The sequence below is a fragment of the Halomonas sp. NYA30 genome, assembly GCF_976980765.1.
Genome location: NZ_OZ334477.1, coordinates 4,477,914 through 4,499,749 on the forward strand (window position 1 = coordinate 4,477,914; position 21,836 = coordinate 4,499,749).

Sequence of the window (21,836 nt, forward strand, 5' to 3'; positions counted from 1 at the left end):
GTCATGTAACTGTCATCAAGTCATGGTGTTATCGTCACTGACATGTCATTGAACTGTTTTCTTTGAACTGGCTTTTTTGCACACCGTGAGGCTCTGGTATGACCGCCAAAACCGTTCTGATTGTCGATGATGAATCGTCGATTCGCGAGATGATCGCGGTAGCGCTGGAAATGGCTGACTACCGTGTGCTCGAAGCAGATAACGCCCAGGATGCTCATGCCATGGTGGTTGACCACCAACCTGATTTATTGCTGCTTGACTGGATGATGCCCGGCACTAGCGGTATTGAACTGGCTAGGCGGTTGAAGCGCGAAGAAGCCACCGCCGAGATCCCCATTATTATGCTCACCGCTAAAGGCGAAGAGGATAATAAAATCCAAGGGCTTGAAGCCGGTGCCGATGACTATATCACCAAGCCCTTTTCGCCCCGCGAATTGGTGGCACGGTTAAAAGCAGTGCTGCGCCGCGCGACGCCGCGTGGCGTTGAAGATCCGATTGAGATTAATGGCCTGCTGCTTGATCCGGTAAGCCACCGGGTAAGCGCTCACGGCAAAGCGTTGGAAATGGGACCGACCGAGTATCGTCTTCTGCAGTTTTTTATGACCCATCAAGAGCGCGCTTACACACGTAGCCAATTGCTTGACCAAGTATGGGGTGGCAATGTGTATGTCGAAGAGCGTACGGTCGATGTGCATATTCGCCGCTTACGAAAAGCGCTGGGCGATGTGCATCAAAACCTGATTCAAACGGTTCGGGGTACCGGATACCGTTTCTCTGCACGGGTGTAAATGTGCGCCTATGGAGCCGTGAACTGTGGCGTCTAGCGTGGCTGGCCACACTGGGTACTTGCTTAGGCTGGTTATTGGGCTCAGCAGGGCTAGGGCTTGCGGCAGGGCTTGCAGTATGTCTGTTTTATCACTTGCGGCAGCTACGCAAACTTTATTTATGGCTAACCCTACATCCTCACGATGAGCCTCCTGCCGCTCACGGTATGTGGGGTGAATTGTTTGATCGTTTATACCGCTATCAGAAAAGCCAGCGTATAACGCAAAGTCGGCTGCGCGCTACCTTGGCCCGTATTCAAGAGTCGTCTGAAGCGATGCGCGACAGTGTGGTCATGCTCGACCGCCACGGTGATCTGGAGTGGTGGAACAGCGCTGCAACGAACATGCTGGGGCTACAAACTGCCCATGATCGTGGTCAGCACATTACCAACCTACTGCGTGAGCCAAGCTTCATCCGCTACTTTAACGCGCGAGAGTATGGCGAGCCGCTAACGCTGACGTCGCCGATTGATGAGCGTCGAATCCTGCAGTATCAAATTACCCTGTACGGCGACGATGAACGGCTGGTAATGGCTCGGGATATCACGCGCTTGCACCGCCTGGAACAGATGCGGCGCGACTTTGTTGCCAACGTCTCTCACGAGCTGCGCACGCCGCTAACCGTCCTTTCCGGCTATCTGGAAACCTACAGCGATATTGCTGACCAGTTGCCTCCGCGTTTGGGTAAAAGCATCAACCAGATGCAGGAACAGACGCAGCGAATGCAAAATCTGGTCAATGATCTATTGCTGCTCTCCCGGTTGGAAATCGACCAGGGTGGGAAAGATCACCATCCGCTGTCGCTAGGGCCTTTGCTACAAAGCATTTGTGATGATGCGCTGGCGCTGTCGAATCAGCGTCATACCATTACTGTCGCGCTTGAAAGCGATGCACGCCTGCTGGGTAGTGAACAGGAGATTCGTAGCGCCATCTCTAACCTCGCCTTCAATGCCGTTCGCTATACGCCAGCAGGTAGCCACATCACCTTACGCTGGAAAGCTAGCGCGACTGGCGGCGGCTGTATTGATGTGGAAGACAATGGTGAAGGCATTGATCCCGTCCATATTCCCCGACTAACCGAACGTTTTTACCGTGTCGATAAAGGCCGTAGCACCGCAACTGGCGGCACTGGCTTAGGCTTGGCGATCGTTAAGCACGTACTATTACGCCACGATGCGCAATTACAGATTGAATCCCACCCTGGTAAAGGGGCGCTTTTTCGCTGCTCATTTCCCGCTTCACGTCTTGTATAGGGCTCCGTAAGCGACCTCTCGCACCATACCTGTAAAGGTGTGCAATATTGGCATGTAAGGTTGGTAAGAGTTTACTCATGTGCCATTTTTACACAGCTTTTAAGCTTGATATTTCTATTTTAACAAAGTGCTAGAGTTTGGTTGTATTTAAATAAATCATTGATTTATATGCTATTAATTATATTTTTTTGGTTTTTGGCATGCCCGCTGCATTGTTAAAGATAAGGAAGACGACCGCAGGAAATGCTGGCTTTTATAATAAGCCCTTCTTTCTTAACCAAGCGGTAATAAACAGCGATCGGAGGTGGAATATGATGTCCAAGGATTTACTCAAGAAAGCTGGCATTTTAGGTGTATCTTTTGGTTTGATGGCAAGCCCGTTAGCATTTGCTCAAACAGATGAAAATTCAGCTATTGATGAAAATCAGGGAATTACAGCTGAAGAGCAACCAATGGATCCCCAAGGCACTGATAGTTCAGACGGTCATAATACCAAAGACATGACTAATGATTTAACCCATGACGAAGGTGATGAAGCCAGCGACATGGATCCTCAGTCAAGCGGTCACTCAGATGATGCTGAGTATGACGACGATGAGCTTGTAGAAGAAAACAGCGGTAGCTAATTGTTAATTATCATTTAGATATCAAAGAATGTCCTTTCAACGGATGAAAGGGTGATTGACAGGATGTTATAAAGGCAAGGATGCTTTTCAGGTTCAAGGATGAATCACTAGGAAATCAAACGTTAGTCAGGGTTAATTCCAAGGTTGGAGTCCCGCACAAGGAGTGGAAGCTAACGTTAGTTATTACCTATAGTCTATTCTGATATCGGACCCCGCCAGTCGGGGTCTAATTTTTTTCTGCCTGCTTTTTGTGGGCATTTCGCTATTTTTACCTACCTACCTACCTACCTACCTACCTACCTACCTACCTACCTACCTACCTACCTACCTACCTTTTTGAGTGCATATCGGGAGCTATTCTCGCCCCTTTCATCCATGAGTAGTCTATTACTCGATAACGTAGACCGGCGCGATGAGGTTAGCTTTAAAAGTAATTTCTAACATTAGCGTTTGAGGATAAGTGTGCCATAAAGGCACAGACAATTTTGCGCATGTGTCATTTGTGCACATGTATTTTGCGCGATTTTGTTTTTAGTGGCTTAATATTGTGCGCAAACAATAATAAATAAGTAATTGTTTTTGTTTAATTTTATTAAATTTAGTAGAAGTTGGCACTGTATGTGCTTTATCAGGGCAGTGAGGTCACCGCAGAGAGAAGCAAGCCAGCAGGCCCTTCTTTCTTCACTTCAGCGGTATTAAGCAGTCATTTGGAGTAATTAACTATGTTTAACGTTCTTGTTAAAAAATCAGCTGTTGTAGGACTTGCATTCGGTTTGCTGGCGAGCCCAGTTGCATTCGCAAATTTTTCCATCAAAGCTAATCAAGATCTGTCTGTTAATGATGAACCAATTCAGGCTCAATCACAGCGCACACATGATCAAGCAGATTTTACCCCATCTGATTTAATGTACGACGAAGGTGATCGTCCTAATGTTATTAAGGCAGAATCCCATCGTACTAGTGTTCAAGCAGAATATACCGCTAAAGATTTGACGCATGACGTAGGCGATGGAAACGTTTGGTAACAAAAGTTTGCAATTAAGCAGGAATGTATTACGATTGAGGTGTGAGTTAACCACGCAGAAGCGTGTCACACCGATAGGGATATAGGTCGATTCAAGGAATGAATCAAACGACAATCAAAACGCTGGTCAGGGTTAAATTCCAAGGCTGGAGTCCCGCAAAAGGAAAGGAAGCTAGCGTTAGTTATTGTCCAGATATTGTGTCCTTAGACCCCGCTTATGCGGGGTCTAGCTTTTCTGGTATATCGAAATTTGTTTTCGGTTATCCGCTTCAAGATACTACGTGCTGTTGTGGTAGATATTGTCTCTCCCTGCTGCTTCACGCAGTATGAATGCCGTTACAGTGAACAAATTTTCGTAACTTGTTGTGCTGTGTGCTGTGTGCTGTGTGCTTCAGTTGCTTCAGTTGCTTCAGTTGCTTCTGTAACAGGAGTCACATACGCAATTATTGCACAAGTATTTTTGACAAAAATAGATTGCGAGAGTTTTAATTGTGTGTTTTTTCAAGCTATTGGTTTTTTATAAATTAATATTTTAATTTATTGTTTTGGTACGATGCGTGCTTTGGTAGCAACAAGTAGAGGGCTTGTACGAATAGTTCGTCGAACGTGGGCAGTTTTCATACAAGGCCTAACAAGCACTTGTAACAGTAAAGAAGTAATAGCCGCTCTTATGAATCATGAGTGGTATTTGGTGATAATCAGGAGAACGTCATGTTGTTGAAAGAAATGGGTAAAAAAGCAGCAGTTGCAGGTATTTCCTTTGGCTTAATCGCTAGCCCATTGGCAATGGCGCACTCATCCATTGAACTGAACAAAGATCGCTCAGCTGGGCAGGATGTGATCGATAAACCACGTACGTCTTCTGGCAATACCCGGCAACCTGCTACCCGTGACTTAACGCGTGATGATGGTGATAGCCTTGATTTTTCTCCCTCTAGCAGGGCATCGGATGCACCTGAGAGCAACGGGAGCAACCCCCGTGGGGCCAATATCAGCCCGGAAGACTTGACTCGGGAAGAGGGTGATAGCACTGACTGGTAATGAGTATTCGAATGTAGCGGCTAACATACAAAGCCCCGCTTAAGCGGGGCTTTGTAGTTTATCTCAATCACAAAATAGTTTTCAGTGGTGGTGATACCCATCCGCGGCTTCACTACCTTCCTGGGCGCTTTGTACCCAGACCTCAATGTCCACATCACCTTGTTCAGCAAAGGTTAGCGTGATGGGAAATCGGTCACCTTCTGTCAATGGTTCGCTTAACCCAATCAGCATTAAGTGAAAGCCACCGCCAGGACGCATGGTGTATGTTTCCCCAGCCTCAATAAGAAGCTCGCCCACATGACGCATCCGCATCATGTCGCCGTCCATTCGCATATCGTGAAGCTCCACTTTTTTGCTTGCAGGGCTGCTTGCGCCAATCAAGGTAACCGGGTCTGAAAAGGCGGTGATATCCACATAGGCGGCCCCATTGGCCGCACCCGGAGGGGTCGGTATGGCAAAGGGGTGTGCGATACGCATTGTGTTTGTTTGTACGTCGTGAGCTATCGCTACTGACGCCACCATAGAGAGAGTGCTGACTAAACACACACCCAGCCAAGCGATGGGTTTGAACATACGTTTATTCCTTTATTGTTGATTGAATGCAGGAGAGCGATTTAAAACGTAAAAGTAGCAAAGTAGCCGAGCATAAGTAATAAGCGCTACTGCGGCGCGATGCCACGGGCATCTCCATGCACATCTCTGTAGTGATCATCCCAGAGCAGTACGGCACCCGCTACGGCGCCGGGAATCAGAAAGAGATTGGCCAGCGGAATCCAGGTGATGAGCGTGACTAATCCCCCAAAGCTTAAGCTTTGCCACCAGCGTTTCGAGAGCCGTTGGCGCATATCGGCAAACGTCACCTTATTGTTATCCATTGGGTAGTCTAGATAAGTAATGGCCATGATCCAGGCGGAGAATAGCGCCCACAGCAGGGGGGATACTAAGTTCAGCCCTGGGATCCAGCTAAGCACAAACAGACCGGCGGCACGGGGCAAAATATAGGCGAGCTTAACAAATTCGCGGACAATGGCATCAATGGCTGTTTTAGTAAGGTTGCGGTCATCAATCGGTTCACGGCCAGTCATTTGGGTTTCGACTTTAGCGGCCAAAAAACCGTAAAAAGGCGCGGCGATCAGGCTGGTCACCAGCGTGAAGGTAAAAAACACCACTACTAACAGGCTAATCACGAAAAGAGGCCAGATAAGCCAGGAGAGCCAATCAAGCCAGGTTGGCACCATGTTCATCCAATGATCTAGCCAACCACCGAAGCGGTTGAGCACGAAGCTGAACATGCTGACGTAAACAATCAGGTTGACTAAAATAGGCAGAAAAACATAGCGGCGCATACCTGACTGATACACGCAGCGTGTACCTCGGCTAAGCGCAGTGACAGCATCCAGCATGTTGGGGGAACTCCTTGTGATTCAAACGTCCAGGCAGCTAGGCGGCCTGGACGTATTGCAGGAGGAAACCCCTTTCAGGTCAAGACTTTTTTAGCACTTGCGGGTCCAGGTTGTCGGGGTCGCTGTGGCGGATATCCAGCCCTTTAACAAGATAAACCACGTACTCAGCAAGATTGTCAGCGTGGTCGCCCACGCGCTCTAGAGCGCGCAATACCCACATGATGCTGAGTACGGAGGTAATCGAGCGTGAGTCTTCCATCATAAACGTCATTAGTGAACGCATTGCGCTGCTGTACTCATCGTCAACCAGCTCGTCTTCACGCACTACTTGCATCGCAAGGTCGGTGTCAAAGCGGGCAAAGGCGGTGAGCGCATCGCGCAGCATTTTGCGCACATGCTCGCTGATGTGGCGCACTTCTACCAAACCACGAATGGTGCTGGTACTTTCACTCAGCAGCAGGGCGTTACGGGCGATTTTGCTGGCCTCATCGCCGATTCGCTCAAGATCAGAGGTGGCGCGGATAACGGCGAGCACCAGGCGTAGGTCGGACGCTGCAGGCTGTCGCCGCGCCAGTACCCGGGTGCATTCGTCGTCGATTTGCAGCTGCAGATCGTTGACCTGACGATCATTGTCGCGCACTTGTTCGGCTAGGCGGGTGTCGCCTTCCAGAAGCGCAAAGACGGCATCCTGCACTTGCTTCTCTACCAGACCGCCCATGGCCATCAGATGGGTTTTTAGCTCTTCCAGCTCCTGGTTGAACTGGCGAGAGATATGCTGGCTGTGAGAGTCGCTAGTAATATCCATGGAGCACTCCTGACGTTTCAGTCGCTAAGGCCTAGGTAATGCGGCCGGTGATGTAGTTTTCGGTGTGTTGCAAACGGGGGTTGGTGAAGACCTGATCGGTAGGCCCGTACTCAACCAGCTCACCTTGATGCAAAAAGGCGGTGTAGTCCGATACGCGCGCCGCTTGTTGCATATTGTGGGTGACCAGTACCAGCGTTAGCTCCGACTTTAGATTACGGATCAACTCCTCAATCTTGAGCGTTGAAATCGGGTCTAGCGCTGACGCGGGTTCATCAAGCAGCAGCACATCGGGCTGTACTGCTAAGGTGCGGGCGATGACTAGGCGCTGCTGCTGTCCACCGGAAAGCTGCCAGGCGGAGCGGTGCAGGCGGTCTTTCACTTCATCCCATAGCGCGGCGGAGGTTAATGCCCACTCAATAATATCGTCCCTTTTGCGCTTGGGAAGGCGCTGCTGTAACCGCAGGCCAAAGGCCACGTTTTCATAGATCGACATAGGGAAGGGATTGGGGGTTTGAAACACCATTCCTACTCGCCGCCGCAGCTCGGTCACGTTCGTTTGCGGGTCGTGAATGTCCTGCCCTTCCAACGTGATTTTGCCACTATGGGTCACTGTCTCATTGAGATCGTGCAGCCGATTAATTGCCCGTAACAGCGTTGACTTACCGCATCCCGACGGGCCAATGAAGGCCGTCACACGATGTCGCGGAACAGTGAGGGTTAAGTCGCGCAACGCCGCTTTCCCCGCATAGGCGAGGCTTAAGTGATCAATGCTCAGGCAGCTGTGCTCGGACGAAAAGTGCGCCACTGGTACCTGAGCGGTATTGGCTGAATGTAAAGGCGCTAGCATTCGTTTCCCCGTTGACGCCTAAGATAATGACGCAGAAATATGGCAGTTAGATTAAGCACTAGCACAATCAACACTAAAAGTAGCGCCGTGGCGTAAACCAGCGGGATCGCGGCCTGCACATCTTCGCCGTGAAAGGCGGTATCAAATAAATGATAGCCAAGGTGCATGAACTTGCGCTCTAAATGTAGGTAAGGAAATTCGCCATCAATGGGCATTTGTGGCGCTAGCTTGGCAACGCCGACAAGCATCAGTGGCGCCACTTCGCCTGCCGCGCGGGCGACCGCTAAAATAACGCCTGTCAGCATGGCCGGTGCCGCCATGGGCAGTACGATGCGGGTAAGCATCTCAAGGCGAGTAGCCCCGAGCGCCACGGCGCCTTCGCGCTGGGCCTCAGGAATCCGCGCGAGCCCCTCTTCGGTTGCCACAATTACGACGGGTAGGGTAAGCAGGGCGAGGGTTAACGAGGCCCACAGCAGGCCGCCGGTGCCAAACGTGGGCGAAGGCAATGTATCGCTGAAAAACCACTCATCCAGCGAGCCGCCAATGCCGTAAACGAACACTCCCAAGCCGAAGACGCCATACACGATGGACGGCACCCCCGCTAGATTGCGCACGCCAATACGCACCAGTCGCGTCAGCCGCCCCTGGTGGGCAATTTCATTAAGATAAATAGCGGCCAGCACGCCAAAAGGCGTGACCATGACGGACATTAAAATCACCATTAGCACGGTGCCAAATATCGCCGGCCACACGCCACCGTCGGTATTGGCTGCCCGGGGTCCTTCGCTGAGAAACCGCCAGACCCCATCGCCCCAGACATGGGTTTTCTGCAACCAGCTCATCGCATTTGGGGCTTGAGCGCTGACGACACTGGCCATCGGTTGGCGCAAGGTTTGGCCATCCACGGTGGTGAGCAGCAGCTGGCTCTCTTGACGTTGGCTAGCGGGAAGCGCTAATAAAGTCGTTAACCGTTGCCAGGCAGCATCGCCCTCCCAGCGCTGGTCGTCTTGCTCAATGGCCACCAAGCGGCCAATAAAATCCCCCCAGGGGCTTCGCTCCAGGCGAATCAAGTCAGCTGGCTGCGCGCGTTCGGCAATCTCATCAATCGCCACCCAGCGCCAGCGGGCGCCCTCAATGTCCTGATTGCCGGTAAAGTACAGCCGTTCATCTCCCGCTTGCTGGGGGAGCTCGACCTCGCGCACGGCATGGCCAGCAAAGGTGTCACCCGAACGCAGAGTGACCTCTTCAAGCGTCGCGGGCCAGAAATGTCCAAGCCCGCGCACTAACAATAGCGCCAGTAGAGCACCCAGCATCAGCAAGGATAGCGCTACGCTGGCCGCGCATAGCCAAGGCCATAAGTCATTCAGCCAGTTAAAACGAGGGCGGCGAGAGGCGGTGTTGACCGTGCCAGCTTTCATGAAGTGCCTCCCATCTGGCGATAACGGCGGCGCAGGCGCTGGCGGACAACCTCGGCTAGGGTGTTAACCAGGAACGTGAAGATAAACAGCACCAACGCGGCAAAAATCAGCAGATGATAGGTTTGGCCGCCGGGGGACGCTTCAGGTAGCTCGATGGCAATAGCCGCGGCCATGGAGCGCATACCTTCAAAGGGGCTGGTGCTAAACAGCGCGGTGTTGCCACTGGCCATCAGTACAATCATGGTTTCGCCCACTGCACGGCCTGCGCCGATCATCACCGCCGAGAAAATACCTGGTCCCGCCGCCGCCAGTGCCACCTTCCACAGCGCCTGCCAACGGCTGGCGCCAAGCGCCTGGGCGCCCTCTATCAGGGTCGAAGGCACATCGGCAAGGGCATCTTCTGCCAATGAGTAGATGCTGGGGATAACGGCAAACCCCATCGCCAGACCGACAATCAGGGCATTGCGGGTGGCGTAATCCATCCCAAAGCGCTGGTCGAGCAACTGACGCAGATCCCCGCCCAGCCACAGCTGCTCCATCCACGGCGCAAGCCATAGCGCTATCGCCACCATCAGAGCAAGCCACGGTATTAGCCAGAGGCCTGCCCAGGAGAGCGGCAAACGGCGCTGCAGGCGGGCTTTGACCAGTTGCCAGAGCAAGCCCGCTAGCCCGGCACTGAGAGGTAGCCAGATTATCAGTACCAAAGCGCTGGCTAGGTGTCGCTCTACCCACGGTGCCAAAATGAGCCCGGCAATAAAGCCCACCACCACGCCGGGAATAGCCTCCATCATTTCGAGCGCGGGCTTGATACGCGCACGCAAGCGCGCTGACATAAACAACGCAGAGTAGATTGCCGCCCCTAAGGCGACGGGAATCGCAAACAGTAGCGCGGCCAGCGCGGCTTTAAGGGTGCCCCACGCCAGCGGAGAGAGCTTGGCCAGGGCCAAGCTCTCTCCAATCGCCAGTAGTGGCAGCGTTTCCCATATCAGAAAAACGCCGATAGCGAGAATCGCCAGCAGCACCCCGACACCACCAGCGGTGATTAACCCGGTGGCCACACGATCCTGAAGCAAGCGCAATGGCTGCCGAGAAGAGGTTAACCGAGGTGGGGTCATGTCGCTATCATGACAAAACTAGGCATGGCAAAACCGGGGTGATCACAGTACTGACCAGCATGTATTGAAAGAGTGAGTCGTGAAGAGAGCTTATAGTGAAAACGGTGCATAGAATGACTTCCTATTCTAAGACGATTATGTGTCAATTAGATGACAGCGGCTTACCACCTTTGCTGCGCGTCAAGGACGCTTGGGGTTAAGGGGACAAAACCGGATGCGCGTGCAATTTGCTGGCCTTCATCGGACATTATCAACGTCAGTAGAGCCTGCTCGGCCGGCGGTAAGGTTGCCCCGGGCGGCAGGTTCACGTAGAGGTACAGGTAGCGCGACAGAGGATAATCACCGCTCTGTATCGCTGCTTCATCGGGCGGTATGGCGATGCCGTCATCGTCATAAAGGCTTACTGCGCGCACGGCCGGCGTTAGGTGGTTAAACCCGGCGTATCCCATTGCATTGGCAGACTCGCCGACTGCAGCGACGACGGCCGATGAGCCGGGGTGTTCGCTAATATCGTTGCGAAAGAGGCCGCCGCACAGCGCCCGTTCTTGAAATAGCCCGTGAGTGCCGGAGGCAAGGTTGCGCCCATGTAACGCAATACTGCCAAATGACCACTCACGGGTTGCCGGAAGTTGCTCCCAGCGCCGTATCGGCGCCTCGGCACCGCAGGCACGCGAGGTCGAGAAAATCGCATCGACCTGCTGGCGGGTGAGCGCGCGCAGCGGGTTATGGCGATGGACGACCACAATCAGCGCGTCTCGGGCAACCTTTAACTCCAGCGGCGGGTAGCCGTAGCGGTCAATGAAATTATTACGCTCTTCAGTGCTCATCGGCCGCGACATCGGCCCCAGCCGGGTGGTACCTGCCATTAGCGCGGTTGGGGCGCTGGCCGAGCCGCTGGCTTGAAATTGCAGCTTTACCTCTGGGTAGCGGGAAGTCAGTGTTTCGCCCCAGCGCAGCATGAGCCCAGCCATGGTGTCAGAACCGACGGCACCTAACGTGCCGGTTATCGGCAGTGATTGCCCCCAAGTAGGTGGCGTCACCAGCAGCAGGGCCATCATCACCCAGCAACCTGAGGTGTGCCGTAGCGATAAAAGGTAGCTTCTATGAGATGAAAGAGTATGCACTGGAGTATTCAAACAAGCGTCCTCTTATGGTTAACTGAATCCATTCACTTGTGTTGCGACGCAGCAACGCCCCTTGGCAATGTGCCTTACTGCAACGTTTACAACAATAAACTGACTAAGCGACGAACCCATGACTCTTCTGGAAACCGATTTGGATGACGTACCGGCCCCTCAAGGGCAGCTTACTTTAAAATTACTGGCTTCCCGCCAAGATACCAATCTTTATGGTGATATACCCGGTGGTTGGCTAGTCAATCAAATGGACCAGGCAGCTGAGCTTGCAGCCTGCCGCGAAGCGGGTGGGCGAACGGCCACCGTGGCGATTGAAGCCATGGATTTTTTAAGCCCGGTGCGCGTCGGCTCAATGGTCAGTGTCTACACCCAGGTACAAGAGATCGGTCATAGCTCAATCAAAATTGATGTGGAAGTATGGGTACGCCCGCCCCATGGGCAACGGATTGAAGAGCGTCAAAAGGTGACAGAGGCGCGTTTTGTAATGGTCGCATTAGACGATAACGGACGGATCCGAGCGGTACACAGCGAATAGCCCTTCTTATCAACCCCTTCAATGTTCCCCCCTTAAATAGCAAAAGGGCGCTCAGTGCGCCCTTTGCCGTACTTGCTGCTTACCTGACTGGATAATCAGGCACCTACGTTGTCGCGGTTCTTGAGATAGGCGTATTCACCCACGTCGCTAAACGGACGCAGTAGTTTCTGAAACGCCGAGTAAGATTCATACACGCGGCGGGACTCTTCATCGTCCTCGATTTGGCGCTGGATGGCATCCTGGGAGGAGGTGTAAAGCGCTGCCATCACGTCTTCAGGGAAGGTGCGCAGCTGAACGCCATGCTCATCGACCAATGCTTCTAGTGCCTGGGCGTTGCGGAAGGCGAATTCGCTGATCATCGCTAGGTTAGATGCACGTGCGGCTTCGCGAATGACGTCCTGCAGGTCTTCCGGCAGCGCGTTCCAGGCATCCAGGTTGATCGTGCCTTCCAGTACCGCTGAGGGCTCGTTCCAAGCCGACGTGTAGTAGTAATCAGCAACCTGATGCAGACCGAACGCCAAATCGTTATACGGCCCCACCCAGTCAGCGGCATCCAGAGCGCCAGTTTGCAGCGAGGTAAAAATTTCGGATCCCGGTATGTTGACGGTGCTGACACCGATGCCGTTCATGGCTTCACCCGCGAGGCCTGGCAGGCGTAATTTCAGCCCCTGCATATCGTCTAGCGAGTTGATCTCTTTCTTGAACCAGCCCGCCATTTGCGTGCCGGTGTTACCGACAGCAAAGGGTTTCAGGTTGTGATTGGCGTAGATTTCGTCCCACAGCTCTTGGCCGTCACCATGGTACAACCAGGCATTCATTTCGGTGGTGGTCATGCCGAACGGTACAGCGGTGAAAAATTGTGAAGCAGCCACTTTGCCGCGCCAGTAGTAGGACGCAGAGTGACCCATCTCAGCGGTTCCCGCCGCCACGGCGTCGAATACTTCAAGCGCGGGAACCAGCTCACCCGCGCCATGGACGCGAATCTGCATACGGCCGTTGGAAAGCTGCTCGACCCGGCGGGCAAAATCATTCGCACCGGTACCCAGGGCGGGAAAGTTTTTCGGCCACGAGGTGACCATGTCCCAGGTATAGGTCTCTTGAGCGCGTACGCTAGAGGTAGTTACGAAGGGGGCGGCAGCGACACCCGCAGCGCCTAGGCCAACGGTTTTGAGGAAGTTACGGCGTTGCATGTGAGCAAAACTCCAAAAGTCATTATCTGTTTTTATAGGGCGCTAAGTGCGCCGTGTCTGCTTGTTAGTATGCTTTATAGCGAATTTAGCTCGCAAGCCTTCTGACTAATCATCCGCTGCGTCTTTCATACTGTTGCCGTGGCGCACCAGCCAATAGCAACCGCCTAACGCCAAGACCGCGACCGATAGCGCACCAATTTGCCAAGGGTCGATGACTTCCATATCCAGCACCATAAACTTGCGCACCAGCGCCATAATGGCAATCAGCACGACGATTTCAACGTGAATGAAGCCTTTCCCGCTGGTCATTGTGCGGATAATGGAGTTGTTGAACTCCATGGCAATCAAGACGGTAAGAATCATGTCGAACAAGGCTTGAAACACGCGGTAGTCAAAGGGGTCGCGGCTTTGAATAAACAGCAGCTGTACCACATGAATGACCAGATAATACATGGCGACCAGCACAGCGCCGCCGATGGCGAGGGTCAGTACCATCGATACTAAGCGTTCAAAACGCTGGTAGCCGCTGAGTGCCTGCCAGCCGTTACTCACTTCTGGAAATAGGCGTTTTAAGCGCTGTTTCATAATGACCTCTACTTGGCGCCTGGGCGCATTCAATGGGACGTAAGTGAACAGATCGCTATAGCGGCGTCAGCTTAGCAAAGCCAAGTACCAGCCATTTTACCCCTTCGCCTTCAAAGCTGACCTGTACACGGGCGCGGGCACCTTCGCCTTCCGCGTTGAGAATAATGCCTTCGCCGAATACCGGATGCTCAACCCCCTGGCCGACGTGCAGGCTGGGCAGATCGCCGCTGCTCTCAACGCTTTGCTGAGCAAAGGAAGTGCGCGACGCGGTCACTGGGCGTGAAATATGCCCGCGCAGGCGGACTTCTTCCAGCAGGTGTGGCGGTAGCTCGCGCAAGAAGCGTGAGGGGCGTGGAAACACTTCTTTGCCGTGCAGACGGCGTGTTTCTGCGTGGGTCAGGTAGAGCTTCTGCATGGCGCGAGTGACGCCGACGTAACACAGCCGGCGCTCCTCTTCGAGCCTGCCCGGCTCTTCCAGGGACATCTTGTGCGGGAAAAGTCCCTCCTCGACCCCGGCAATGAACACCACGGGAAACTCCAGGCCTTTGGCGGAGTGCAACGTCATTAACTGCACACTGTCTTCGAACTCTTCAGCTTCATGGTCGCCAGCGTTAAGGGCGGCTTCAGAGAGAAATGCTTCCAGTGCGGCCATGCCTTCGCCCGCTTCAGGGGCTTCAAAGACATCGCCTTGGGTAAAGGCGCGGGCAGCAGTGACCAGCTCTTCCAAATTTTCGACGCGGGCCTGGCCTTTCTCGCCGCGTTCACTTTTGTGATGCTCGATTAACCCCGTATGAACGGTAACGTGATCGATAATCTCGTGCAGTGCCATGCCGGAGGCGTCGTTATCGAGCTGCTCGATCAGGTTGGCGAAGGTTTGCACGGCATTGGCAGCGCGGCCTTTCAAGGTGCCGTCGTTAATCGCATCGTGGAGTGCCTGCCACAGCTGAATACCTTGTTCACGGGCACGCAGGCGGACAATCTCGACCGTGCGCGTGCCGATGCCACGAGTGGGGACGTTAATGACCCGCTCAAGGGAGGCATCGTCATCGCGGTTGAGCATCAGGCGAAGGTAAGCCAAGGCATTTTTGATTTCTAAGCGTTCATAAAAACGGTGGCCACCGTAAATACGGTAGGGCATGCCTTGGCGAATCAGGGTCTCTTCCAGCAGCCGCGACTGGGCATTGGAGCGGTAGAGAATCGCGATATCCCGGCGGTTAAAGCCTTCGTCGACCTTCTCTTTGATGGTATCAACGATATAACGCGCTTCTTCCAGGTCGTTAAACCCGGCGTAGATCGAGATCGGCTCGCCTTCGATGCCATCAGTCCACAGGTTTTTACCCATCCGCTCGCTGTTGTGGCTGATCAGCGTATTGGCGGCTTCCAGAATCGCGCTGGTGGAACGATAGTTCTGCTCTAGGCGCACGGTATGGGTTTGCGGAAACTCCTGCTCAAAGCGGCTGATATTTTCCACTTTGGCGCCGCGCCAGCCGTAGATCGACTGATCGTCATCACCGACGGCGGTCATCGGTGTCTTCATGCCGGTGAGCAGTTTTAGCCAGGCGTATTGCAGGGTATTGGTATCTTGAAACTCATCAACCAGTACGTGGCCAAAGCGCTCTTGGTAGTGTTTTAACAGTACTGGGTTATCGCGCAGTAACTCCAGGCTTCGCAGCAGCAGTTCACCGAAATCGACCAGGCCGCCGCGCTCGCAGGTGAGCTGGTAACGCTCGTAGAGCTCGACCATTTGCCCCATGTAGGCATCGCCATCGACGTTGACCTGATGCGGGCGCAGCCCTTCTTCTTTGCAGCCGGAAATAAACCCCTGCACCTGGCGCGGCGGATAGCGTTCGGCGTCGATCGAGTAATCTTTCAGCAGCCGTTTGACTAGGCGTAGCTGATCGTCGGAATCGATAATCTGGAAGTGCTGCGGCAGCCGAGCGTCCTGCCAGTGGGTGCGCAGCAGGCGGTGGGCAATGGAGTGAAAGGTGCCCACCCAGACGTGGCGCAGCGAGAGGCTCAGCAGCGTCTCAAGCCGCGTACGCATCTCTTTGGCGGCTTTATTGGTAAAGGTGACCGCCAGCAGCGCGTAGGGAGACAACCCTTCGGCCTGCATCAGCCAGGCGATGCGATGCACCAGCACGCGGGTTTTGCCGGAGCCTGCGCCCGCGAGCACCAACAGGTTACCTTGGGGGGCGCTCACTGCTTCGCGCTGGGCGGAGTTGAGCTGATCGAGAATCGCCGTGACGTCGTCCATAGTAGCCGCTGCCGGATCAAAAAATAGGCGGCTAGTCTAGCACAGCCAGCAAACTGGCTGTGTATACAGGTTAACGATTAAGGATCTTCCGGAAAGCGCAGCGTATTAAGGCTCTTTTTAACCGCTTTGAGCTGTTCGGCGAGTTTTGGGCCGCGGGTTTTAGCGACCCCGACGGCGAGCACATCAATCAGCACCAGATGGGCAATGCGTGAGCTAAGCGGCGTGTAGATTTCGGTGTCTTCGTGGACATCAATATACAGCGGCAGACTGACTTCTTCGGCGAGCGGTGAGCCGCTGGGACAGAGGCCAATCACCGTCGCGCCTGCCTCTCGGGCCAAGCGCACGCTGGCGACTAGCGCTTTGGTACGGCCGGTTTGTGAAATTGCCACCACCACATCGCCATCGTTCAAGGTCACTGCCGACATATTCTGCATATGGGGGTCGGCGTAGGCTGAGGTGGAAATTTGCAGCCGGAAAAACTTGTGCTGGGCGTCAAAGGCGACCGCGCCTGAGGCGCCAAAGCCATAGAACTCCACGCGATTAGCCATCGCTAGCGCATTAACCGCTCGGCCCAGGGCGTCGTTATCTAGCCGGTCACGCACAGAGAGCAGCGTGCCCACGGTCGAGTCAAAGATGCTATGGGAAAACTCAGCGACCGAGTCGCTATCGTTCATGGAAAACTGTGCAAACTGACTGCCGCTGGCCAGCATTTGTGCTAGCTGTAGCTTGAAGTCCTGAAAGCCGTTACACCCCAGCGCACGGCAAAAGCGCACCACGGTCGGTTCGCTGACGGTGGCTTCAGTGGCCAAATCCACAATACGCATGTGGATAACCTCTTCGGGGTTGCGCAGTACAAACCGTGCCACTTTTTGCTCGGAGCGTCGAAAGTGCTCCATGCGGCGTCTCATTTCATCGAACAGGGCGCGACTCACGTTCAGCTCCTTGGCTCTTCAGCACACACTTGGCTTACTTCTAGCATTTGCCACAGTATGCCTGACTGATAGCGCAAATGGGCATGAAAAGCGTTGTTTAAGGTTAGCGTTAAAATGCCGTTAGGCACTTTTTTTAAGAATGTTCATCATTTTGTCAAGTAGGTTATAGTAAGAAGTGAAGTGCCGCACTGCATCAAACAGTCGTCACGGATGCAGGTGGACGAAGGCATATTCACCTGGAGGAACGTCGATTATGAGAAACGTCGAACGCATCACCTCGGTTAAAAGCGAACTGCTCGACATCTTTATGAGTATGCAAGTAGATGAACATGCCCAGCGTCAGCGCAGCGCTGCCCAGCGTAGCCTAAGAGCGCGTCGTGGGATTGAATTGCATCGAGAATTTCAGAAGCTATCGCGGGACATCGCCCCCTTGCCCGATGAAGATCGGCAAGAGAGCGAATTGCACTGAGGTTGACAAACAGTAGAATAGTGGCGGCTTACCTTAAATAAGCCCTGTCACGAACACTGCAATAACGCCAGCGGGTGCTACATAGCGCGCGATGATGTTCCATACGCTTTTACCGGTCGCTGAAAGTTCAAGCTCAGCTTCGACACTTTTGCGATCTAGGCACCAAGCGGCGAAGAGAATCGCGCCTAGCCCGGTTAGCGGCAGCATTATTTTGCTGGTCAGTGTATCAAGCAGATCGAACACGCCTAGCCCAAACATGAGCGGCTCGCTCCATACGTTGAACGATAGCAGGGCCGCAATGCCTAGCAACCAAGCCCCTACGCCGGCTACAACCGTTGCCATAACACGGCTGAGCGGGGTGCGCTCTTCAACGAACTCAACCACCGGCTCGAGCAGTGAAATCGCCGAGGTTAGCGCTGCAAACGTGAGCAGCAAGAAGAACATCAAGCCTAAGATCAAGCCGCCATCCATATTGCCAAACGCTAGCGGTAGAGTGACGAAAATCAGCCCAGGGCCAGAAGCAAGATCCAGGTTGTTGGCAAACACAATCGGGAAAATGGCTAAACCGGCGCCTAGGGCAATGACGGTGTCCATGATGATGACCGTGCGGGCGGTTTGCAGCAGGTTGATCTCTTTGCCCAAGTAAGAGCCGTAAGCCATCATGATGCCCATACCCAGTGAGAGGGTAAAGAAGGCGTGCCCCAGGGCGGCCAGCACGGTTTCTGCTGTGAGCTTGCTCCAATCTGGGTTGAACATATACGTCAGTGCTTCGCCAAAGTGGCCGGTCGACATGCCGTAACCGATCAGTACGACGAGGAGCATTGCGAGTACTGGCATCAAAATGCGTACAGCACCTTCAAGGCCCTTAGTAACACCTCGGGCGACAATCCCAATCACTAGCAGCATAAAGATCGAATGGCCCAACAGCAGTAAGCTTGGGTTACTCAGCATGCCATTAAACAGGGCGCCAATCCCGTCGGCGTCTTGACCGCTAAAGGCACCGCTCACTGAGTTAACGGTGTAGTAGAGCGACCAGCCACCAATCACGCTGTAAAACGACAAAATCAAAAAGGCCCCAACAATGCCGCTAATGCCGACAATGGCCCATGCTTTTGGCTTGTTTGCGGTGCGGGCCAGTTCTGACATCGTGCTGGCAGGGTTCTTCTGGCCACGCCGCCCCAGTAGCCACTCGGAGACGAGAATAGGCAAGCCAATCAGCGCGATACAAAGTAAATACACAAATACGAAAGCAGCGCCGCCGCTTTCACCCACCATATACGGAAATTTCCAGATATTCCCTAGACCCACCGCTGAACCAGCGGCGGCCAGCACAAAGGTCATTCGCGATGACCACTGCGCATGCGCAAGCTTCGCCATACATCACCCATTAAGTCGATTGTTGTGTAAGTCACTACGTGTTGAGCACGCTAGTTTTCGGAAAATGGAGTCATTGCTGACGTCCTTTTCCAAAAGTAAGCGCAATTTATCTGATCAACCGCAAGCATGCCAGTTAGCTCACCTAAAAAGGTGGTCTAAAAGAGTTGGCTTTGCTTTTCACCGGCAAAGGGCTCAAGCGGGGGTAAGGGCGTCTGTTCTCCGAGGGCGTTATAAAGTAGCCGAGCCATGTGAGGAGACTCACGGTTATCTGCAGTATGCACAAATAAGAAAGGGGTTTTCCCCTGATTTATCCACAGCTTTAGACGAGCCTTCCAAGCGGTGAAGTAGTCACTATTTATTGTTTTGTCAATATGGCCAATAAATCGAATCACCGGATAATTTGCCGTGGAAAGCACGTGTAGTGGGAGTTTCGGCTTTTCTTGCTGGGCATGAGCCAGGCCCATATGGTCATTTGACGGGGTTGAAAAGAGCGGACGGACATCAAGCATCACGCGGTTGGCCGAATAAGTTATCAACAGGCGGTTAAGAGCAATTTCAGCGGCCCCTTTGTGGAAAAAATCAGGGTGTCGTACTTCTACCGCGCAAGGCAAATGAGCAGGCCAATCGGCGAGCAACGCTTCCAGTTGAGGGAGCTCTTGAGGGCCAAAATCGCGCGGTAGTTGAACCATGGTGGGCCCAAGGCGATCGTGCAGCGGTTCAAGGGCGGCTAAAAATGCCCATGCGTCTTCTAAATGGGTAAGCCGTTGATCGTGAGTGACGGTTGCCGGTAATTTAAAACAAAAACGAAAGTGGGGTGGCGCCTGGCGTGCCCAAGCGGCGACTGTTTCCGGTTTTGGAATGCCGCTATAAAACGTAGTGTTACCTTCAACGCTCGAAAACACCGCGGCATAATCGCTTAATAGCTCGGTTTTGGCATGGCGCGGATAAAGACTGCCGAGCCAGTCTTGATTGGCCCACATGGGCAAACCTAAATAAAGCGGAAGCGTCATTGATGGCGTGCCTAGGTTCATAAGATCAAGCACTAATGTAACAGTTTAAAATACCTACTCGTTAAGGTGAGGGGGCTTTTAGGTGTAGCAAGGTGCGGAAAAAGTGAAATTGTTAAGGCACCGATAGCGCTACTATGTAGGTATAGCCTTTTATGGGCAGATGTAGCCGTTTATAAATAGGACAATTCCATGAGTTCAGCGTACGTTAGCAGTGATGAAATCCGCGACCATTTTTCCAGCGCGATGTCAGCGATGTATCAGCAGGAAGTGCCGCAATACGGCGCCTTGTTATCGCTGGTCGAGGCTGTTAATCGAGAGGTGCTAGCTGCTAATCCAGAACTTAACGGTGCGCTGCAGGAGGGCGACGAGCTGGCCCGCATCAATGTTGAACGCCACGGCGCGATTCGCGTGGGCAGCGCTGACGAGCTTGCCATGCTACGGCGAATGTTCGCGGTAATGGGAATGGAGCCGGTGGGCTATTACGACCTGGCGGCGGCGGGCGTGCCGGTGCACTCCACGGCATTTCGTCCGGTCGCCGATCGTGCGCTCAAGCGTAATCCCTTTCGTGTCTTTACCTCTCTACTGCGCCTTGAACTGATCGAAAAAGCCGAGCTCCGAGAACAGGCAAGCGCAATTCTAAGCTCGCGCGAAATTTTTACCGCCAACGTGAAAACCCTCATTGAACGCTTTGAGCAGCAGGGCGGACTTAGCGCCGCCGATGCCGAGCAGTTCGTTCAGGAAGCGCTGGAAACGTTCCGCTGGCATGACAACGCCACGGTCGATTTGGCGACTTATGACCGTTTGCATAATGAGCATCGCTTGATCGCCGACGTGGTCTGTTTCCGCGGCCCACACATTAATCACCTAACGCCGAGAACGTTGGATATTGATGAAGTACAACGGCGTATGCCAAGCGTGGGCATTGACCCCAAAGCAACCATTGAAGGTCCACCCCGTCGCGACTGCCCGATACTCTTGCGTCAGACCAGTTTCAAAGCATTAGAAGAGACCATCGCTTTTGCGGATGCCGCCGAGGGCAAGCACACCGCTCGCTTTGGCGAAATTGAACAGCGCGGGATTGCGTTAACCAAAAAGGGGCGCGAGCTTTATGACCGCCTGCTCGCGGCTGCGCGGGAGAATGCTCCGAAGGCCGCGGATAATGATGCTCATCAGGCGCATTTAGCGGAAGTGTTTGCCGCGTTCCCCGATGATTACGCCACGTTGCGTCGTAAAGCGTTAGCATTCTTCCATTACCACGCGGTGCAGGGAGTGCCGGTGCAGGGGCCAGTTTCGATAGAGCAGGTGGATAGCCTGATTAAGCAGGGCGCCCTTTCAGTCACACCGATGATTTATGAAGATTTCTTGCCTGTCAGCGCGGCCGGCATTTTTCAGTCTAATCTGGGCGAAAGCAGTCGCGATAACTACGGCAGTAGCGCCAGCCAACAGCAATTCGAGCAGGCTTTAGGGGCTACCGTCATTGATGAGATTGAGCTTTACACTCAGCGCCAACAAGCATCGCTTGAACAGGCGCTGGCGCAATTGGCGAATTAGCAGCTGATAGTGGTGCGAATAAGGCGCGCTTTTGACTGGAGCAGGGGCAGGTATTCTTTGAGCAGTGTGTCTAGGTCGATACGTGCCGCGTTGGTACTAATATTGATAGCGCCCAGTAGTTTGCCGTTTGCATCAAAGGCTGGCACTGCCAATGAGCGCAAGCCGGAGTCGAGCTCCTGATCGGCAACGGCGTAGCCTTGCTGGCGCGCTTTATCGATACACTTTTTAAGCTCACCTTTTGTTGTGAAGGTTTTATCGGTATAGCGCTGCAACGTTAGCCGCTCTAGCAGTCTGTCGGACTTGAGGTTAATGGATGAGCTGAGGCGTGGGTTCTTCACCCCCCCCTGTGTTGGTGTTGGTGCTGTTGTGTGGCTCTTAACCTGCCCCTCAGCTTCTGCAAGGCGGTTCTGACGCCTTGCCTGCTGGCCGGTTGGGCGCGGC

Annotated in this window: 22 protein-coding genes; 8 read left to right on the top strand and 14 right to left on the bottom strand. The window is 53.5% G+C overall.

Features of this window, described 5'->3' with window-relative positions; translation table 11 throughout:
* The first annotated feature begins 98 nt into the window (after window positions 1–98).
* The 5 genes from phoB to ACWI0H_RS20800 all read left to right on the top strand — a co-directional run bounded on the left by phoB (window position 99) and on the right by ACWI0H_RS20800 (window position 4,768).
* The gene (gene phoB, locus ACWI0H_RS20780; protein WP_008957133.1) at window positions 99–788 is read left to right on the top strand and encodes a phosphate regulon transcriptional regulator PhoB; all 690 of its coding nucleotides are present in this window, start codon (window positions 99–101) and stop codon (window positions 786–788) included.
* Window positions 789–790: 2 nt separating this feature from the next.
* Entirely contained in the window at window positions 791–2,077 is a 1,287-nt protein-coding gene (phoR, locus tag ACWI0H_RS20785; RefSeq protein ID WP_485874427.1) for a phosphate regulon sensor histidine kinase PhoR, read from the top strand.
* Between the two features lie 311 nt (window positions 2,078–2,388).
* Window positions 2,389–2,703: a hypothetical protein gene (locus tag ACWI0H_RS20790; RefSeq protein ID WP_035586473.1), complete on the top strand. Its 315-nt coding sequence runs from the start codon at window positions 2,389–2,391 to the stop codon at window positions 2,701–2,703.
* Between the two features lie 722 nt (window positions 2,704–3,425).
* A complete protein-coding gene (locus ACWI0H_RS20795; protein ID WP_485874428.1) occupies window positions 3,426–3,728 on the top strand; it encodes a hypothetical protein in 303 nt (100 codons plus the stop codon).
* A gap of 710 nt (window positions 3,729–4,438) precedes the next feature.
* A complete protein-coding gene (locus ACWI0H_RS20800) occupies window positions 4,439–4,768 on the top strand; it encodes a hypothetical protein (RefSeq protein ID WP_008956459.1) in 330 nt (109 codons plus the stop codon).
* Between the two features lie 81 nt (window positions 4,769–4,849).
* Here the strand turns inward: ACWI0H_RS20800 and ACWI0H_RS20805 are convergent, their stop codons facing one another.
* The 7 genes from ACWI0H_RS20805 to ACWI0H_RS20835 form a co-directional block, all read right to left on the bottom strand.
* Window positions 4,850–5,341 (bottom strand): copper chaperone PCu(A)C, encoded by a 492-nt coding sequence (locus tag ACWI0H_RS20805; RefSeq protein WP_485874429.1) that lies wholly within the window; start codon window positions 5,339–5,341, stop codon window positions 4,850–4,852.
* An 86-nt stretch (window positions 5,342–5,427) separates the two neighbouring features.
* Complete coding sequence (cysZ, locus tag ACWI0H_RS20810; RefSeq protein WP_485874430.1) at window positions 5,428–6,171, bottom strand: sulfate transporter CysZ; 744 nt, start codon at window positions 6,169–6,171, stop codon at window positions 5,428–5,430.
* 79 nt (window positions 6,172–6,250) lie between these two features.
* On the bottom strand, window positions 6,251–6,976 hold the full coding sequence (gene phoU / locus ACWI0H_RS20815) for a phosphate signaling complex protein PhoU (protein ID WP_008956462.1): 726 nt from the start codon (window positions 6,974–6,976) through the stop codon (window positions 6,251–6,253).
* A gap of 31 nt (window positions 6,977–7,007) precedes the next feature.
* Complete coding sequence (pstB, locus tag ACWI0H_RS20820) at window positions 7,008–7,823, bottom strand: phosphate ABC transporter ATP-binding protein PstB (RefSeq protein ID WP_485874431.1); 816 nt, start codon at window positions 7,821–7,823, stop codon at window positions 7,008–7,010.
* Window positions 7,817–9,241, bottom strand: a complete 1,425-nt coding sequence (pstA, locus tag ACWI0H_RS20825) for a phosphate ABC transporter permease PstA (RefSeq protein WP_485874432.1) — start codon at window positions 9,239–9,241, stop codon at window positions 7,817–7,819. The genes pstB and pstA overlap by 7 nt, the downstream gene beginning before the upstream one ends.
* A complete protein-coding gene (locus ACWI0H_RS20830) occupies window positions 9,238–10,356 on the bottom strand; it encodes an ABC transporter permease subunit (RefSeq protein WP_485874433.1) in 1,119 nt (372 codons plus the stop codon). The genes pstA and ACWI0H_RS20830 overlap by 4 nt, the downstream gene beginning before the upstream one ends.
* A 161-nt stretch (window positions 10,357–10,517) precedes the next feature.
* A complete protein-coding gene (locus ACWI0H_RS20835) occupies window positions 10,518–11,414 on the bottom strand; it encodes a PstS family phosphate ABC transporter substrate-binding protein (RefSeq protein ID WP_485874434.1) in 897 nt (298 codons plus the stop codon).
* Window positions 11,415–11,610: 196 nt separating this feature from the next.
* On the opposite strand from ACWI0H_RS20835, the gene ACWI0H_RS20840 reads away from it, so the two are divergent.
* Entirely contained in the window at window positions 11,611–12,027 is a 417-nt protein-coding gene (locus tag ACWI0H_RS20840) for an acyl-CoA thioesterase (RefSeq protein WP_008956467.1), read from the top strand.
* A gap of 95 nt (window positions 12,028–12,122) precedes the next feature.
* Here ACWI0H_RS20840 and ACWI0H_RS20845 read toward each other — a convergent pair whose 3' ends face one another.
* The 4 genes from ACWI0H_RS20845 to hexR all read right to left on the bottom strand — a co-directional run bounded on the left by ACWI0H_RS20845 (window position 12,123) and on the right by hexR (window position 16,988).
* Entirely contained in the window at window positions 12,123–13,217 is a 1,095-nt protein-coding gene (locus tag ACWI0H_RS20845; protein ID WP_101146918.1) for a TRAP transporter substrate-binding protein, read from the bottom strand.
* A 105-nt stretch (window positions 13,218–13,322) separates the two neighbouring features.
* Complete coding sequence (locus ACWI0H_RS20850) at window positions 13,323–13,802, bottom strand: phosphate-starvation-inducible PsiE family protein (protein WP_008956469.1); 480 nt, start codon at window positions 13,800–13,802, stop codon at window positions 13,323–13,325.
* A gap of 55 nt (window positions 13,803–13,857) precedes the next feature.
* Entirely contained in the window at window positions 13,858–16,056 is a 2,199-nt protein-coding gene (gene uvrD, locus ACWI0H_RS20855) for a DNA helicase II (protein ID WP_485874435.1), read from the bottom strand.
* A 77-nt stretch (window positions 16,057–16,133) separates the two neighbouring features.
* On the bottom strand, window positions 16,134–16,988 hold the full coding sequence (hexR, locus tag ACWI0H_RS20860; RefSeq protein WP_088698325.1) for a transcriptional regulator HexR: 855 nt from the start codon (window positions 16,986–16,988) through the stop codon (window positions 16,134–16,136).
* Window positions 16,989–17,241: 253 nt separating this feature from the next.
* Here hexR and ACWI0H_RS20865 point away from each other — a divergent pair, with 253 nt between their 5' ends.
* Window positions 17,242–17,457 (top strand): PA3496 family putative envelope integrity protein, encoded by a 216-nt coding sequence (locus ACWI0H_RS20865; RefSeq protein WP_008956472.1) that lies wholly within the window; start codon window positions 17,242–17,244, stop codon window positions 17,455–17,457.
* 33 nt (window positions 17,458–17,490) lie between these two features.
* On the opposite strand, the gene ACWI0H_RS20870 is transcribed toward ACWI0H_RS20865, so the two are convergent.
* Together ACWI0H_RS20870 and ACWI0H_RS20875 are read right to left on the bottom strand one after the other, a co-directional pair.
* Window positions 17,491–18,834: a sodium-dependent transporter gene (locus ACWI0H_RS20870; RefSeq protein ID WP_485874436.1), complete on the bottom strand. Its 1,344-nt coding sequence runs from the start codon at window positions 18,832–18,834 to the stop codon at window positions 17,491–17,493.
* A gap of 155 nt (window positions 18,835–18,989) precedes the next feature.
* Window positions 18,990–19,844, bottom strand: coding sequence for a DUF72 domain-containing protein (locus ACWI0H_RS20875; RefSeq protein ID WP_485874437.1), 855 nt, complete (start codon window positions 19,842–19,844; stop codon window positions 18,990–18,992).
* A 189-nt stretch (window positions 19,845–20,033) separates the two neighbouring features.
* Between ACWI0H_RS20875 and hglS the strand changes: the two genes are divergently transcribed.
* Window positions 20,034–21,395 carry a 2-oxoadipate dioxygenase/decarboxylase HglS gene (gene hglS / locus ACWI0H_RS20880; protein WP_485874438.1) on the top strand — a complete coding sequence of 454 codons (1,362 nt, stop codon included), beginning with the start codon at window positions 20,034–20,036 and terminating at the stop codon, window positions 21,393–21,395.
* On the opposite strand, the gene ACWI0H_RS20885 is transcribed toward hglS, so the two are convergent.
* Entirely contained in the window at window positions 21,392–21,733 is a 342-nt protein-coding gene (locus ACWI0H_RS20885; RefSeq protein WP_485874439.1) for an IclR family transcriptional regulator domain-containing protein, read from the bottom strand. The two genes, hglS and ACWI0H_RS20885, sit on opposite strands and share 4 nt — an antisense overlap.
* Window positions 21,734–21,836: the final 103 nt, after the last annotated feature.